This window comes from Pseudomonas citronellolis, from assembly GCF_029335315.1.
Classification (GTDB): Bacteria; Pseudomonadota; Gammaproteobacteria; order Pseudomonadales; family Pseudomonadaceae; genus Pseudomonas; species Pseudomonas citronellolis_A.
The window spans coordinates 1-14,719 of record NZ_JARJLT010000321.1; the positions used below are offsets into that span (position 1 = coordinate 1).

General features: G+C 68.4%; 13 protein-coding genes and 1 pseudogene. 4 read left to right on the forward strand and 10 right to left on the reverse strand.

Translation table 11 applies throughout. The annotated features are described in order from the left end of the window. The coding region (locus tag P3W75_RS23945; RefSeq protein ID WP_276229806.1) for a methionine ABC transporter ATP-binding protein at positions 1–1,035 on the forward strand (1,035 nt) is incomplete at its 5' end. 21 nt (positions 1,036–1,056) lie between these two features. Here P3W75_RS23945 and P3W75_RS23950 read toward each other — a convergent pair. From P3W75_RS23950 to P3W75_RS23975, 6 genes are all read right to left on the reverse strand, one after another. Further along, positions 1,057–2,196, reverse strand: coding sequence for a sigma-54 interaction domain-containing protein (locus P3W75_RS23950; RefSeq protein WP_276229807.1), 1,140 nt, complete (start codon positions 2,194–2,196; stop codon positions 1,057–1,059). A 12-nt stretch (positions 2,197–2,208) separates the two neighbouring features. After that, positions 2,209–3,396, reverse strand: coding sequence for an acyl-CoA dehydrogenase family protein (locus P3W75_RS23955; protein WP_276229808.1), 1,188 nt, complete (start codon positions 3,394–3,396; stop codon positions 2,209–2,211). A 20-nt stretch (positions 3,397–3,416) separates the two neighbouring features. Further along, on the reverse strand, positions 3,417–4,568 hold the full coding sequence (gene ssuD / locus P3W75_RS23960) for an FMNH2-dependent alkanesulfonate monooxygenase (RefSeq protein ID WP_276229809.1): 1,152 nt from the start codon (positions 4,566–4,568) through the stop codon (positions 3,417–3,419). An 11-nt stretch (positions 4,569–4,579) separates the two neighbouring features. Continuing rightward, on the reverse strand, positions 4,580–5,140 hold the full coding sequence (gene msuE, locus P3W75_RS23965; RefSeq protein WP_276229810.1) for an FMN reductase: 561 nt from the start codon (positions 5,138–5,140) through the stop codon (positions 4,580–4,582). Positions 5,141–5,419: 279 nt separating this feature from the next. Further along, a complete protein-coding gene (locus P3W75_RS23970; RefSeq protein ID WP_276229811.1) occupies positions 5,420–5,572 on the reverse strand; it encodes a helix-turn-helix domain-containing protein in 153 nt (50 codons plus the stop codon). A 112-nt stretch (positions 5,573–5,684) separates the two neighbouring features. Continuing rightward, positions 5,685–6,728, reverse strand: a complete 1,044-nt coding sequence (locus P3W75_RS23975) for an LLM class flavin-dependent oxidoreductase (protein ID WP_276229812.1) — start codon at positions 6,726–6,728, stop codon at positions 5,685–5,687. A gap of 359 nt (positions 6,729–7,087) precedes the next feature. Here P3W75_RS23975 and P3W75_RS31965 point away from each other — a divergent pair. Together P3W75_RS31965 and P3W75_RS31970 are read left to right on the forward strand one after the other, a co-directional pair. Further along, a pseudogene (locus P3W75_RS31965) lies at positions 7,088–8,020 on the forward strand (cache domain-containing protein); the annotation flags it as partial. Positions 8,021–8,149: 129 nt separating this feature from the next. Beyond that, a complete protein-coding gene (locus P3W75_RS31970) occupies positions 8,150–8,878 on the forward strand; it encodes a methyl-accepting chemotaxis protein (protein WP_430765407.1) in 729 nt (242 codons plus the stop codon). Between the two features lie 263 nt (positions 8,879–9,141). Here the strand turns inward: P3W75_RS31970 and P3W75_RS23985 are convergent, their stop codons facing one another. Next, positions 9,142–9,627 carry a flavin reductase family protein gene (locus P3W75_RS23985; protein WP_276229814.1) on the reverse strand — a complete coding sequence of 162 codons (486 nt, stop codon included), beginning with the start codon at positions 9,625–9,627 and terminating at the stop codon, positions 9,142–9,144. A 573-nt stretch (positions 9,628–10,200) separates the two neighbouring features. On the opposite strand from P3W75_RS23985, the gene P3W75_RS23990 reads away from it, so the two are divergent. After that, entirely contained in the window at positions 10,201–11,604 is a 1,404-nt protein-coding gene (locus tag P3W75_RS23990) for a purine-cytosine permease family protein (RefSeq protein ID WP_276229815.1), read from the forward strand. Between the two features lie 271 nt (positions 11,605–11,875). On the opposite strand, the gene P3W75_RS23995 is transcribed toward P3W75_RS23990, so the two are convergent. From P3W75_RS23995 to P3W75_RS24005, 3 genes are read right to left on the reverse strand one after another with little or no spacing between them, the layout of a single operon-like run. Continuing rightward, complete coding sequence (locus P3W75_RS23995) at positions 11,876–13,015, reverse strand: ABC transporter ATP-binding protein (RefSeq protein WP_276229816.1); 1,140 nt, start codon at positions 13,013–13,015, stop codon at positions 11,876–11,878. A gap of 17 nt (positions 13,016–13,032) precedes the next feature. Then, on the reverse strand, positions 13,033–13,842 hold the full coding sequence (locus tag P3W75_RS24000) for an ABC transporter permease (RefSeq protein WP_276229817.1): 810 nt from the start codon (positions 13,840–13,842) through the stop codon (positions 13,033–13,035). Between the two features lie 6 nt (positions 13,843–13,848). Beyond that, positions 13,849–14,697: an ABC transporter permease gene (locus P3W75_RS24005; RefSeq protein ID WP_276229818.1), complete on the reverse strand. Its 849-nt coding sequence runs from the start codon at positions 14,695–14,697 to the stop codon at positions 13,849–13,851. Positions 14,698–14,719: the final 22 nt, after the last annotated feature.

A 14,719-nucleotide genomic window follows, 5' to 3' on the forward strand; every position in this document is an offset into this window, starting at 1 on the left:
GTCAGCTTCAACTCGCAGCCGCTCACGGCTGCCACCCACATCCGCCTGCAGGGCCTGGGCAAGCACTACCTGGCCGGGCGCCAGGAGGTCCAGGCGCTGCACGGCATCGACCTGGAGATCCGCCGTGGCGAGGTCTTCGGCATCATCGGCCGCAGCGGCGCCGGCAAGTCCTCGCTGCTGCGCTCGCTGAACCGCCTGGAACGGCCCAGCGCCGGCCAGGTGCTGGTCGACGGCGAGGACATCGGCGCTTTCGACGACGCGCGCCTGGCGCAGCTGCGCCGGCGCACCGGGATGATCTTCCAGCACTTCAACCTGATGGCTTCGCGCACGGTCGGCGACAACGTCGCTCTGCCGCTGCGCCTGGCCGGCGTACCGCGCGCCGAGCGCGAGCGGCGGGTCGCCGAGCTGCTGCAGCTGGTGGGCCTGGCGGACAAGCGCGAGGCCTACCCGGCGCAGCTTTCCGGCGGGCAGAAGCAGCGCGTCGGCATCGCCCGCGCGCTGGTGCTGCAACCGGACCTGCTGCTGTGCGACGAGGCCACCTCGGCGCTGGACCCGGAAAGCACCCAGTCGATCCTTGCGCTGCTGCGCGACATCAACCGCCGCCTCGGCCTGACCATCGTGCTGATCACCCACGAGATGGAAGTGATCCGCGACCTCTGCGACCGCGTGGTGGTGCTGGAACGCGGCCGGGTGGTGGAGCAGGGCGAGGTCTGGGAAGTGTTCGGCGACCCGCGCCACGAGGTGACGCGCAGCCTGCTCGGCACCCTGCAGCACGACGCCGAGGGCGAAGCGGCGGGCGAGGGCCTGCTGCTCGACCTGTACTACAGCGGGGCGGGGGTGGGTGAGCCGGAACCGGCGGCCATCGGTCGCGAGCTGGGCTACGAGGTGCGCCTGCTGCAAGCCAGCCTGGAACGCATCCAGGGCCGTTCGCTGGGCAGCCTGCGGCTACGCGTGGCGGCGCCCGTGCAAGCGCGCGAGGTGGTACTGGAAAGGGCGCGGCGCCTGGCCGACCGGGTTAGCCTGGTCGGCGTCTGAGGGGGTTGGTGCCAAAGGCATTCAGATGGACAGCCGCACTACGCGGTTGTCCAGGTCCACATCGACGCCGCGGCGCTTGTTCACCACCAGCTCGCCAATGGCGATCAGGCGTGTGCGGGTGACGTTGCGCGACAGCCCGAGCAGGTTGGCGGTGTGCACCTGGTTGTGGTGGCAGAAACGGTAGGCGGCGCGCAGCAGGCCTTCCTCGACGCGCTCGTGCAGGGCCCCGCCGGATTCCTCGAAGAGGCGGCGGAAGGCGCGTTGCAGCAGCTCGTCGGCGGACTCGCCGGCGCCGCCGGTGGCGGTCGTCGAATAGCCGGACGAGGGGTTCGCCGGCGCCTCTTCCTGGCGCTCCAGGCGCAGGTTCGACAGGCGCAGGTCGTCCTCGCGCACCAGGCCGTCGCGGCAGGTCAGCAGGCTGTGGTGGATGACGTTCTCCAGCTCGCGGATGTTCCCCGGCCAGCCATAGCCGACCAGCTTGCGCTCGGCCTCGGCGCTGAGCTGCACCTGGCCGTAGCCCAGGCGCTCGCTGTAGCTGCGGATGAAGTGGCGGGTCAGCGGCAGGATGTCGCCGGGGCGCTCGCGCAGCGGGTGCAGTTGCAGGGTGACCACGTTCAGGCGGTAGTACAGGTCCTCGCGGAAGTGCCCGGCGTTGATCGCCTTCTCCAGCTGCACGTTGGTCGCCGCCAGCACCCGCACGTTGATCGGGATGCTCTTGCGCGAGCCCAGGCGCACCACCTCGCGCTCCTGCAGCACGCGCAGCAGCTTGACCTGGATGGCCATCGGCAGGTCGCCGATCTCATCGAGGAACAGGGTGCCGCCGTTGGCTTCCTCGAACCAGCCGGCCTTGGCCGAGAGGGCGCCGGTGAAGGCGCCCTTCTCGTGGCCGAACAGCTCGGCTTCCACCAGCGATTCGGAGAAGGCCCCGCAGTTCACCGCGACGAAGGGTCCGCCACGGCGCCCGCTGAGGTTGTGGATGTGCCGCGCCACCAGTTCCTTGCCCGTGCCGGTCTCGCCGATGATCAGGACGCTGGCCTCGCTCGGCGCCACGCGCTGCAGGTGGGCCAGCAGCGCCTGGGATTTCGGGTCCTCGAAGACCTGCGCGGTGGCCCGGATCGAAGTGGCCAGGGCGGGGGAAGGGGGCAGCGTCAGCAGTTGCATGGTCTGTCTCGCTCAGGAGTAGAAGGTCGGTGTCGGGCGCGTGCCGTTGAGCGCCCAGTCCCCCAACTCGTGGAGCTTGTAGTCCAGCGGGTCGTGCAGGGTCTGGGTGCGCAGGTTGCGCCAGAAGCGGTCGAAGCGCAGCGAAGCGTGGGTGGCGCGCGCGCCGGTGACCTCGAACAGGCGGTTGCAGATGTCCAGGCCGGTGCGGCTGGCGGCGACCTTGGCGGTGGCGATGGCCACCGCCAGCTGCGCGCGCTGCTCGCTGCCCAGCGCCTGTTCCTTGCGCCAGGCCTCGTCCAGCAGCGCGGCGGCGCGCTCCACCAGCAGGCGCACGCTTTCCAGGCCGACCCAGAACTCGCCGTAGTGGCGCAGCACGTAAGGGTCCTCGCCGACGCTGCGGGCGCTGGAGCGGAACCACGGGCGGCTTTCCTTGAGGCTGTACTGGCGGGCCTCGGCGAAGGCGCCCTCGGCCACGCCGAGGAACAGGTTGGCGAACAGCAGCTGGGCGATCAGCGGGCGCAGGCAGGCGAAGGGCGTGCTCAGCGGGCCGGGGTCGAGCAGCAGTTCGGCTTCCTCCACGCGCACCCGTTCGAAGGTGGCGCTGCCGCTGTCGGTCTGCCGCTGGCCCATGTTGTCCCAGTCGTCGTGCAGGCTGATGCCGGTGCGGCCGCTGGGGATCGCGGCGATCAGCAGCTTGCCGCCGGCGCTCTCGTCCACCGCCGAGGCGATGAGCATTTCCGAGTCGCTGGCGCCGGAGCAGAAGCTCTTCTTGCCGGAGAACTCACGCCAGCCGTCGAACTTCTTCACCACGGTGCGGGTGTCCAGCGGGTTCAGCGCGTTGCCCCAGAACCAGTTCTTGCGGGCGGTCTGCTCGAACCACGGTTGCCACTGTTCGGGACGCGCGAACAGGCGCACGGTGGCCAGCATCAGGTGCTGGAAACCGAACACGTGGGCGATGGAGCTGTCGACCCGGGCGAATTCGCGGGTCACTTCCAGGGTTTCGCTCCAGCTGGCGCCGAGGCCGCCGAACTGTTGCGGAATGATCAGGCCGAGCAGGCCGCTGCGACGCAGGGCGTCGCGCTGGGCCTTCGGCGTGCCGCCGAGCTTGTCGCGCTCGACGGCGGTTTCGGCGAACTCCGCGGCCAGCTGGCGGGCCAGCTGCAACGGCGAGAGCACGGCGGCCTGGGTGGATGAACTCACGGGCGACTCCTCGTACAGGCTCATGCCGACTGCTTCTGCGCGGAGGGCAGGACGTCGTTGGCGATCATTTCGCCGAACGGCCCGGTGAGGTTGGTCATGCCGCGCCCGGCCAGGCTGGCGTAGGGTTCCGGCAGCAGCGGGAAGACCAGCTCGGCGAAGCGGTAGGCCTCCTCCAGGTGCGGGTAGCCGGAGAAGATGAAGCTGTCGATGCCCAGGTCGGCGTATTCCTTGATGCGTTCGGCGACCTGCTGCGGGTTGCCCACCAGCGCGGTGCCGGCGCCGCCGCGCACCAGGCCGACGCCGGCCCACAGGTTCGGCGCCACCACCAGCTGGTCGCGGCGCCCGCCGTGCAGCGCGGCCATGCGCCGCTGGCCTTCGGAGTCGAAGCGCGAGAAGGACTGCTGGGCGGCGGCGATGGTGTCGTCGGAGATGTGTTCGATCAGCTGGTCGGCGGCCTTCCAGGCCTCTTCCTCGGTCGGCCGCACGATCACGTGCAGGCGGATGCCGAACTTCACCGTGCGCCCGTGGCGCGCGGCACGCTGGCGCACGTCGGCGATCTTCGCCGCCACCGCCGCCGGCGGTTCGCCCCAGGTCAGGTAAACGTCCAGCTGCTCGGCGGCCAGCTCGTGGGCGGCCTCGGAGGAGCCGCCGAAGTACAGCGGCGGGTAGGGTTTCTGCACCGGCGGGTAGAGCGCCTTGGCGTTCTCCACCTGGATGTGCTTGCCGGCGAAGTCCACCGACTCGCCCTGCAGCACCCGGCGCCACACGCGGAGGAATTCGTCGGTGACTTCGTAGCGTTCGGCGTGGCTCAGGTGGATGCCGTCGCCACGGTTCTCGTCGGGGTCGCCGCCGGTCACCACGTTGATCAGCAGGCGGCCGCCGGAGAGGCGGTCGAGGGTCGCGGCCATGCGCGCGGAAACGGTCGGCGAGATGATCCCCGGGCGGATCGCCACCAGGTAGCGCAGGCGCTCGGTGAGCGGCGCCAGGGCCGAGGCGATCACCCAGGAGTCCTCGCAGGAGCGCCCGGTGGGGATCAGCACGCCGTGGTAGCCGAGGCCGTCGGCGGCCTGGGCGATCTGCTTGAGGTAGTTCAGGCTGACCGGGCGCGCGCCCTGGCTGGTGCCCAGGTAGTGGCCGTCGCCGTGGGTGGGGAGGAACCAGAATACGTTCATCGGTCGGCTCCTCAGGCGCTGCGGCGCAGTGCGCGTTGGCCGCCGAACAGCGGCAGGGCGCGTTCCACGGCGAGGCGGATGCGCGCCTGGAGCAGCTCGCAGGTGACCCGGTAGTCGGTGAAGTCGGCCTCGCTGGCGTACACGCCCAGCGGCAGGGTCAGCGACTGGAAGAAACTGAACAGCGGGCGCAGCTGGTGATCGATGACCAGCGCGTGGCGCTGGCTGCCGCCGGTGGCGGCGAGCAGCACCGGGGTGCCGATCAGGGCGTCCTGGCCGATCAGGTCGAACAGGTGCTTGAGCTGCCCCGGATAGGAGCCGCGATACACCGGCGAAGCCACCACCAGCAGGTCGGCCGCCTCGATGGCGCGCAGCTGCGCTTCCACCTCGTCCGACAGCTCGGCGCGGCTCAGCGCGCCGCCCACCGGGCGGGCGATGTCGGCCAGCTCGATGAGCTGGATGTCGGCGTCCAGGTGGCGACCGATCTCGGCGAGGATCGCCTCGGTCAGGACCAGGGTGCGCGAGGGACGGTAGGCGCCGCCGGATACGGCGACCACTTTCAAGGGGGCGGTCATGTCTGGGTTTCCTGTGCTGTTGCCCTGACGACAGGGCGGGTCCAGGTCCTTTTCGCAAGACCTGTGCCAGGACTTAATTCGTTGATTCGCATGGGTTTCCAGCAAGTGTTGCTGGGCGAACTGTTGGCTGGCGGAAACTTGCTGCTGGGCAACTGTTGGCTGCGCAACAGTGGCTGGCCGCCGATGCAGGCACAGTTATAGAGGAATCGCTGTTTCAGTAAAAAAGAATAAATTCTGACTTTATTATTCTTTAAATGAATATGCGGATTGCAGGCCGCGTCAGGCGGCGCCCTGCTGGCGGAATTCGCTGGGGGTCAATTGCGTGTGCGTGCGGAAGAAGCGGCCGAAGTAGCCGACGTCGAAGAAGCCCGGGCCGTGGGCGATGGCCTTGACGCTCTGGTGCGAGTGGGCCCGTTCGCGCCTGGCCTCCAACCCCCGGCGATCGTGCTCGGCTTCCTCGCCGGCTCCCGGTGAGCCAGGGCCGAATGCAAAACGCCGGTCAGTTACCTGACCGGCGTCGTGCGTGCGAAGCCTGGGCGGGCGCTCAGCGGAAGGCCGGCACCACATGCTTGATGAACAGCTCCAGGGACTTCTTCTTCTGCTCGTAGGGCAGGCTGTTGTCGGCCCAGAAGCTGAACTCGTCGACGCCCAGTTCCTGGTACTGGCGGATGCGCGCGATGATTTCCTCGGGGGTGCCGATCATGGTGTTCTTGCGGATGTTCTCCAGCTCGAACTCCGGGCGGTCCTTGAATTTCTCCTCGGGGCTGGGCGGCAGCAGGCCGTTGACCGGGGTCTGCTTGTTGCCGAACCAGGCGTCGAAGGTGCGGTAGAAGCGCGAGATGGCCTCGGCGCCGACCTTCCAGCCTTGCGGGTCGTCGGCGGTGTGCACGTGGGTGTGGCGCAGCACCATCAGTTGCGGGCGCGGCACGCCGGGGTTGTTGGCCAGGGCGGCCTCGAACTTGTTCTTCAGGTCGACGACTTCCTCGTCGCCCTTCATCAGCGGCGTGACCATCACGTTGCAGCCGTTGGCCACGGCGAAGTTGTGCGAGTCCGGGTCGCGGGCGGCGATCCACATCGGCGGGGTGGGCTTCTGGATCGGCCGTGGCGAGGAGGTCGAGGTGGGGAACTTCCAGATCTCGCCGTCGTGGGCGACGTCGCCCTGCCACAGCGCCTTGACCACCGGGACCATCTCGCGCAGCGCCTGGCCGCCGCTGGAGGCGGGCATGCCGCCGGCCATGCGGTCGAACTCGTACTGGTAGGCGCCGCGGGCCAGGCCCACTTCCATGCGGCCGTTGCTGATCACGTCGAGCAGGGCGCATTCGCCGGCGACGCGGATCGGGTGCCAGAAGGGCGCGATGATGGTGCCGGCGCCCAGGCGGATGGTTTCGGTGCGGGCGGCCAGGTAGGCCAGCAGCGGCATGGGGCTGGGCGAGATGGTGTATTCCATGGCGTGGTGCTCACCGATCCACACGGTGCTGAAGCCGCCGGCTTCGGCCATCAGGGTCAGTTCGGTGAGTTCCTCGAACAGCTGGCGATGGCTGGGTTGCTCGTCGTAGCGCTCCATGTGCACGAACAGGGAAAATTTCATATCGCTTACCTCGAACCTTTCTTGTTTCCGGCACGGGTGCGGCCGGCGGGTGGGGTGCGCCTGCGCGCACCGCTGCTTCGGGGAGCTGGCGCGGTCATGGCAGGTGGCCATCGAGGCGCTGGGTATCCGTGGTTTATTGGTATACCATAATACGGAATATCTGCAAGGCGTTTCTGTCCACGGGCAGCCCCAAGGGAGTAAGGATGAACCTCAAACAAAAACTGATCCTGGCCTTTTCCGCGATCGCCAGCCTGCCGGTCCTGCTGGTGGCGCTGCTGGTGATCCTCAACCTGCGCGGCGAGGCGCGGCAGAACTTCATCGACGGCAGCGGCCGGGAAATCCGCCAGGTGGAGAACGCCATGCAGCTGTTCTTCGACGGCATCAGCCAGAACGTCGAGTACCTGGCCAGCCACCCGCAGCTGCATGCCATCGACACCGGCCTGAAGCAGTACATCGGCGGCGACGCCGCGCGGCATCCAGCCGGCGAGCAGGATCGCCAGGTGCTCGAGCTGTTCACCGGCCTGGCCCACAGCCACCCGGACTACGCCTACGTGTCCCTCGGCACCCGCGAGGGCGGCTACGCCTTCTGGCCGGGCGACGACCAGCTGAGCAACTACGACCCGCGCAGCCGCCCCTGGTACCAGGCGGCCATGGCCCAGCCGGGCAAGACCCTGCGCACCCAGGCCTACTACTGGGCGGCGGACAAGGTGGTGCTGGTGAGCACCGTGCGCAGCTTCGCCAACCGCCTCGGCGAGCAGGGCGGGGTGGTCAACATCGACGTGTCGCTCAAGCGCCTGACCGACATCGTCAAGGCGATGAAGATCGGCAGCAGCGGCTACCTGATGCTGATGGAGGGCGACGGCACCGTCCTGGTCGACCCGCACGACCCGCAGCACAGCTTCAAGAAACTCGCCGAGCTGGGCGCCGGCTACGCCAGCCTGGCCAGCGCCGACAAGGGCCTGGTCGAGGTGGCTATCGACGGTGAGCGCTACCTGGCCAACGTCTGGCCCTCGGAGAGCCTCGGCTGGCGCTTCGTCGGGCTGATCAAGGAGAGCGAGGTGATGGGCGCGGCGACCCGCCTGACCTGGCTGATCGCGCTGATCGCCGCGGTGATCGCGCTGGGCTTCGCCGGTGTCGGCGCGTTCTTCGCCGGCCTGGTGGTGCGCCCGGTGCGCGCGGTGGCGGCCGGCCTGGAAGGCATCGCTCAGGGCGACGGCGACCTCACCGGGCGCCTGCAGATCCGTGGCCGCGACGAGACGGCGCAACTGGCCGGCTGGTTCAACCAGTTCCTCGACGCCATCCGCCGCCTGGTGCAGAACATCGGCCTGGCGGCGGCGAGCATCCACCAGAGCTCCGGCAGCTCCAGCCAGACCTCCCAGGCCCTGGCCGACGCCGCGGCGCGCCAGCGCGAAGCGGTGGACATGGTCTCCACGGCGTTCAACGAGATGGTCATGACCGCCAACGAGGTCGCGCGCTCCTGCAGCCAGGCGGCAACCTCCGCCGACAGCGGCCAGCGCCAGGCCCACGACGGCCAGCAGCAGATCGACGAGGCGGTGGACAGCGTCGGCCGTCTGAGCGACGAGATCGCCCACTCGGCCAGCTCCATGCGCCAGCTGGAGCAGGACAGCAACGACATCCAGTCGATCCTCGGCACCATCCGCTCGATCGCCGAGCAGACCAACCTGCTGGCGCTCAACGCCGCCATCGAGGCGGCGCGCGCCGGCGACCAGGGCCGCGGTTTCGCCGTGGTGGCCGACGAGGTCCGCGCGCTGGCCCGGCGCACCGCCGAATCCACCGGCGAGATCGACCAGCTGCTCGGCACCCTGGCCCGCCGCACCCACGACACCGGCCGGCAGATGCAGGCCAGCCTGGAGGCCTCGCAGCGCACCGTGGGCTCGATCCGCGAGGCGCGCGCCTGCTTCGGCGCGATCCGCGAATCGGTGGACGTGATCCGCGACATGAACGCGCAGATCGCCACGGCGGCGGAGGAGCAGCACCAGGTGGCCGAGGAGATCAACCGGCACATCAGCCAGATCCACCACGACGCCCAGGAAGTCGCCGGCCTGGCCGACGCCACGCGCGGCGACGCGCAGACGCTGAATGGCTTGTCGGAGGAATTGAACCGGCTGGTGTCGCGGTTCAGGACCTGAGCCGCAGCGGGGAAGGCTTTTCGTAGGAGCGAGCTTGCTCGCGAACGGTGTTTACCGGTGGGCTGCGGTGTCGGGTGTTAAGAGCGCCCTCTCCCCAGCCCTCTCCCGCAAGCGGGAGAGGGGGCTGTCCTGAGCGAAGGGAGAATCCTGAGTCATCCTGAAACGCCTGACCCCACCCGTCATTCCCGCGAACGCGGGAACCTGGTGACTGCGGGGTTCGCGAGCAAGCTCGCTCCTACAAGTACAAGAGCTGGAAATCGGCATCACGCCAAAGCCGGCAACGCCCCCATCTTCCCGCGGCAATACACCATCGGCTGCACGCGCTGCTCCGGCACGATCAGGTTCTTCACCGCGCCGACCATGATCGCGTGGTCGCCGCCCTCGTATTCGCGCCACAGCTCGCACTCGATCACCGCCGTCGCGCCTTCCAGCAGCGGGTTGCCCAGCTCGCTCAGCTGCCAGTCGATGCCCTGCGCCTTGTCCTTGCCCTTCTTGGCGAAGCTGTAGGCCTCGCGCTGCTGCTCGGCGGCGAGCAGGTGGATGGCGAACTGCTTGCGGCGGATCAGCACCGGGTAGGAGTCGGACGTGTAGTTGGGGCAGAACAGCACCAGCGCCGGGTCCATCGACAGCGAGCTGAAGGCGCTGGCGGTCAGGCCCACCAACTGGCCGTCCTCGTCCAGGGTGGTGATCACGGTTACGCCGGAGGGGAAGGAGCCCATGACTTGCTTGTAGAGGTTGGCGTCGATCATTGCGGGTACCTGCTGCCACGGGGGCGGGCGGTTGGAGAAGTTATTTTCGTATGATGGTATACCGTAATACTTAAAGTTCAAGCCCCTGTGCGACCGTCAGTCAGTTGCCGACGAACGTCGCGTGGGTTGCTGCAGGCCGCGCGTAGACTGGGTCCCGTACGTCTGGCGAGGCGCCGTTGCGGGCTTCCGGGTGGGGCCGGGGCGAGGTCCGTCTGGTGGAAAAGGCTTGCCTGAAGTTTGGAATACCATAATATGGTGTTCAGTTTGGCGATGCCTGCCAGCCCCTCCGGGCGCGCCGTCGAACGCGATTACACACGTGGCTTTCGTATAAAGAAGACAAGAAGATGCTGTCCATGATGCACCCCCGCTGCGCCCGCGACCGGGCCTGGCTCGAAGCTCCCCCGAGGTTGCCCCTGAACGCGGACCGCCGGTCCGTCGCCGGGCCGCCCGCGGCCTGATTCCTGCAATCCCGTTCCCCGACTGTCCGCCCCGTGGCGGATCGCCCGTGGCCGCGCGTCAGCGCCCGGCCCGGCGATTCGTGGGCGTACCCGGCCATTCGCAGCGAGCCAGAAGATGTCCCAGACCGAGTCCACCCCGCTCATCGAGAACCACACCGTTGACTACGTGCCGCCGGCCGAGCGCCATGGCCGTGCGCGCGACCTGTTCACCCTGTGGTTCAGCACCAATATCGCGCCGCTGCCGGTGGTGACCGGGGCCATGGTGGTCCAGGTCTACCACCTGGACCTGCTCTGGGGGCTGCTCGCGATCTTCCTCGGGCACATGCTCGGCGGCGTCGGCATCGCCCTGGCCTCGGCCCAGGGGCCGCAGCTGGGCATTCCGCAGATGGTGCAGAGCCGTGGCCAGTTCGGCCGCTACGGCGCGCTGTTGATCGTGTTCTTCACCGCGCTGATCTACCTCGGCTTCTTCATTTCCAACATCGTCCTGGCCGGCGAATCCATCCACAGCATCGCCCCGGCCGTGCCGCTGCCGGCGGGCATCCTGTTCGGCGCGCTGGGCGCCACGGCCATCGGCGTGATCGGCTACCGCTTCATCCACACCCTCAACCGCATCGGCACCTGGGTGATGGGCGGCGCGCTGCTGGTGGGCTTCGCCTGGATCTTCTCCCAGGCGCTGCCGGCGGACTTCTTCAGCCGGGGCGGGTTCAACCTCTCCGGCTTCCTCGCCACCCTGTGCCTGGGGATCATCTGGCAGGTCAGCTTCTCGCCCTACACCTCGGACTACTCGCGCTACCTGCCGGCCAGCGTCGGCATCGCCAAGCCGTTCTTCGCCACCTTCTGCGGCGCGGTGCTGGGCACCAGCCTGTCCTTCAGCTTCGGCGCCGTGGCGGTGCTGGCGACCCCGGCGGGCACCGAGGCGATGGCCGCGGTGAAGCAGGCCACCGGCGTGTTCGGCCCGGCGCTGATGGTGCTGTTCCTGCTCAACATCATCAGCCACAACGCGCTGAACCTGTACGGCGCGGTACTTTCCATCGTCACCTCGATCCAGACCTTCGCCGCCGCCTGGACGCCCAGCGTGCGCGTGCGGGTGGCGCTGTCCAGCGTGGTGCTGGCCGGCAGTTGCCTGGTGGCGCTGAGCGCCTCGTCGAACTTCATCGCGCAGTTCATCGGGTTGATCCTGACCCTGCTGCTGGTCCTGGTGCCCTGGGCCTGCATCAACCTGATCGACTTCTACCTGATCAAGCGCGGCCGCTACGACATCGCCTCGATCTTCCGCGCCGATGGCGGCGTCTACGGGCGCTTCAATCCGCACGCGATCACCGCCTACGCCATCGGCATCCTGGTGCAGCTGCCGTTCGCCAACACCGCGCTGTACGTCGGGCCCTACGCCAACTACCTGCAGGGCGTGGACCTGTCCTGGCTGGCCGGCCTGCTGGTGACCTGCCCGCTGTACTACTGCCTGGCCACCCGCGGCCAGGCCCGCGAAGGCCTGCAGGGCCGCCTGGGCCTGACCGACTGATTCCTCGTTCCACTCTCCGCCCCGCCCCGAGAGCAGCTCTGGCGGGGCTTTTTTTCGTCTGTGGGAAAGGGCGTGGGATTGGCGGGCAGGCATGGACGGGAGACTTGGCGTCAACCTGTAACTGCGCCGAGGTGTCCTTCGTAGGAGCGAGCAAGCTCGCTCCTACGAAAAGCCAGCTCTGCCCGCGAGCGCGCGCCACAGGGTCTTTCGCCCAGGCAAAAAAAAGCCCCCGACCGCCACAACGGCCGGAGGATAAAGGGAATTCAGCGGCTCAGTGCGCGCCCTTGACCAGGTCGCTTTCGTTCCATTCGCTGTAGACGCAGGCGTCCGCCGCCGCCCAGCGCACGCGCACCGGGCTGCCCGGTTGCAGCGGCTGCCCGCCGGAGAGCGCCTTGAGGGTCAGTTGGGTGCCGCCCAGGGTGGTCACGCTGCAGGTCTGGCTTTCGCCGAGGAACACCACTTCCTGCACGGTCGCGCCCACTTCGTTCCAGCCCGCCGCCAGCGGTTGCGCGGTGGCCTGATCGGCGCTCAGCGCCAGGGCCTTCTCCGGGCGGATCATCAGCACCAGCTCCTGGCCCTCGCGCACGCCGGCGGTGGGGCGGATGCCCAGCAGGCTGCTCTCGAAGCGCGCCGCGGCGTTGCCCTGGGCCTGCACGCGGAGGAAGTTGGAGTTGCCGAGGAACGAGGCGACGAAGGTGTTCGGCGGGTTCTGGTAGAGGTCGTAGCCACTGCCCAGACCGACGATCTTGCCGTGGCTGAAGATGGCGATGCGCTGGGACAGGCGCATGGCCTCTTCCTGGTCGTGGGTGACGTAGACGATGGTGATGCCCAGGCGCCGGTGCAGGTGGCGCAGCTCGTCCTGCAGGTCCTCGCGCAGCTTCTTGTCCAGCGCCCCGAGGGGCTCGTCCATCAGCAGGATGCGTGGCTCGTAGACCAGCGCGCGGGCGATCGCCACGCGCTGCTGCTGGCCGCCGGAAAGCTGCGCCGGGCGGCGCTGGGCGAACTGCCCCAGCTGCACCAGCTTGAGCATCGCCTCGACGCGGCGCTCGCGCTCGTCGCCCTTGAGCTTGCGGATGTCCAGCGGGAAGCCGATGTTGTCGCGCACCGACAGGTGCGGGAACAGCGAGTAGCGCTGGAACACCATGCCGATGTCGCGCTTGTGCGGCGGCACGTTCACCAGCGACTGGCCCTGCACCAGGATCTCGCCGCTGCTGGGCGTCTCGAAGCCGGCCAGCATCGACAGCGTGGTGCTCTTGCCCGAGCCGCTGGAGCCGAGGAAGGTGAGGAACTCGCCATCGCGGATGTCGAGGTTGATGTTGTCCACGGCGGTGAAGTCGCCGTAGTGCTTGTTCAGGTTGCGCAGGCTGACCAGGGTCCCGCCCTGCGCGGCTTCTTGGATGACGGCACTCATTGTCTGACTCCTCGCGCTCAGGCGCTGACTTCATTGCGCCGGCGCAGCAGCGCGGCGGCGAGCATCACCAGGACCGACAGGCCGATCAGCAGCGTCGAGGCGACGGCGATCACCGGGGTCAGGTCCTGGCGCAGGGTGGTCCACATCTTCACCGGCAGGGTCTGCAGGGTCGGGCTGGCCATCATCACGCTGAGCACCACCTCGTCCCAGGACACCAGGAAGGCGAACAGCCCGCCGGCGACCATGCCCGGGCGGATCGCCGGGAAGGTCACCTTGAACACCGCCTGCAGGCGCGAGGCGCCGCAGATCACCGCGGCGTCCTCGATGGACTGGTCGAACAGCTTCAGCGAGTTGATGATCGAGATGATGGTGAACGGCAGCGCGACTATCACGTGGCTGACCACGAAGGCGAACAGCGTGCCGGTGTAGCCGAGCTTGAGGAACAGCGCGTACACCGCCACCGCGATGATCACCAGCGGCACGATCATCGGCAGGGTGAACAGCCCGTAGAGCAGCTCGCGGCCCGGAAAACGCCCGCGCACCAGGGCGAAGGCGGTGGGCAGGCCGAGGGCCACGGCGCACACGGTGGTCAGCAGCGCCACCTTGAGGCTGGCCAGGGCCGCGTCCATCCACTCGGGGTTGGCGAAGAACTGGGTGTACCACTTCAGCGTCCAGCCCGGCGGCGGGAACACCAGCCACTGCGACGAGCCGAACGACAGCAGCACGATGAACACGATCGGCAGCAGCAGGAACAGCGCGATCAGGCCGGTGACCAGGTACAGCCCGCCGCGCAGGCGCGGGCCCATGGCGTTGGGGGAGAGCAGCATGGCGGCTTACCTCGCGTTACTGGCGCCGACCGGGGATTCCGGCTGCACTTTCAGGTAGACGTAGAACAGCACCAGGGTGATCAGGATCAGCAACGCCGCGGCGGCGCTGGCCAGGCCCCAGTTGAGGAAGGACTGCACCTGCTGGACGATGAACTCCGGCAGCATCATGTTCTGCGCGCCGCCGAGCAGCGCCGGGGTCACGTAGTAACCCAGGGACATGACGAACACCATCAACCCGCCGGAGAACAGCCCCGGCCGGCACAGCGGCAGGAACACCTTGAAGAAGTTGCTCCAGGGGCTGGCGCCGCAGATCGAGCCGGCCTGCAGCACCATCGGGTCGATGGCCGCCATGGTCGCCTGCAGCGGCAGCACGATGAACGGGATCATGATGTAGCTCATGCCGATCACCACGCCGGTGAGGTTGTGCACCATCTCCAGCGGCTGGTCGATCACGCCCAGGGCCAGCAGCGCCTTGTTGATCACCCCGGAGGCCTGCAGCAGCACCAGCCAGGAGTAGGTGCGGGCGAGCAGGCTGGTCCACATCGACAGCAGCACGATGTTCAGCAGCCAGCGGCCCCAGCCGCGCGGCACCAGGGTGATCGCCCAGGCCAGGGGGAAGCCCAGCAGCAGGCTGATCAGGGTGACCAGCGCGCCCACCGCGAAGGTGTTGAACAGCACCCGCGCATAGGCCGAGTTGGCGAACAGCTGGGCGTAGTTGTCCAGGCCCGGCGTGGGTTCGAGCACGCCGCGCAGCAGCAGGCCGATCAACGGGGCGAGGAAGAACAGGCCGAGGAACAGCAGGGCCGGCAGCAGCTTGGCCGAACCGCGCCAGGGCGACGCGCCTTGGGCTTTCATCGGCGACCTCGTGGGCTCCGCG

What these genes read in the sequence shown, in the direction of transcription:
- P3W75_RS23950 (WP_276229807.1), bottom strand. Translation starts at nt 2,196, where the DNA reads ATGCAACTGCTGACGCTGCCCCCTTCCCCCGCCCTGGCCACTTCGATC.
- ssuD (WP_276229809.1), bottom strand. Translation starts at nt 4,568, where the DNA reads ATGAACGTATTCTGGTTCCTCCCCACCCACGGCGACGGCCACTACCTG.
- msuE (WP_276229810.1), bottom strand. Translation starts at nt 5,140, where the DNA reads ATGACCGCCCCCTTGAAAGTGGTCGCCGTATCCGGCGGCGCCTACCGT.
- P3W75_RS23975 (WP_276229812.1), bottom strand. Translation starts at nt 6,728, where the DNA reads ATGAAATTTTCCCTGTTCGTGCACATGGAGCGCTACGACGAGCAACCC.
- P3W75_RS31970 (WP_430765407.1), top strand. Translation starts at nt 8,150, where the DNA reads ATGGTCTCCACGGCGTTCAACGAGATGGTCATGACCGCCAACGAGGTC.
- P3W75_RS23985 (WP_276229814.1), bottom strand. Translation starts at nt 9,627, where the DNA reads ATGATCGACGCCAACCTCTACAAGCAAGTCATGGGCTCCTTCCCCTCC.
- P3W75_RS23990 (WP_276229815.1), top strand. Translation starts at nt 10,201, where the DNA reads ATGTCCCAGACCGAGTCCACCCCGCTCATCGAGAACCACACCGTTGAC.
- P3W75_RS23995 (WP_276229816.1), bottom strand. Translation starts at nt 13,015, where the DNA reads ATGAGTGCCGTCATCCAAGAAGCCGCGCAGGGCGGGACCCTGGTCAGC.
- P3W75_RS24000 (WP_276229817.1), bottom strand. Translation starts at nt 13,842, where the DNA reads ATGCTGCTCTCCCCCAACGCCATGGGCCCGCGCCTGCGCGGCGGGCTG.
- P3W75_RS24005 (WP_276229818.1), bottom strand. Translation starts at nt 14,697, where the DNA reads ATGAAAGCCCAAGGCGCGTCGCCCTGGCGCGGTTCGGCCAAGCTGCTG.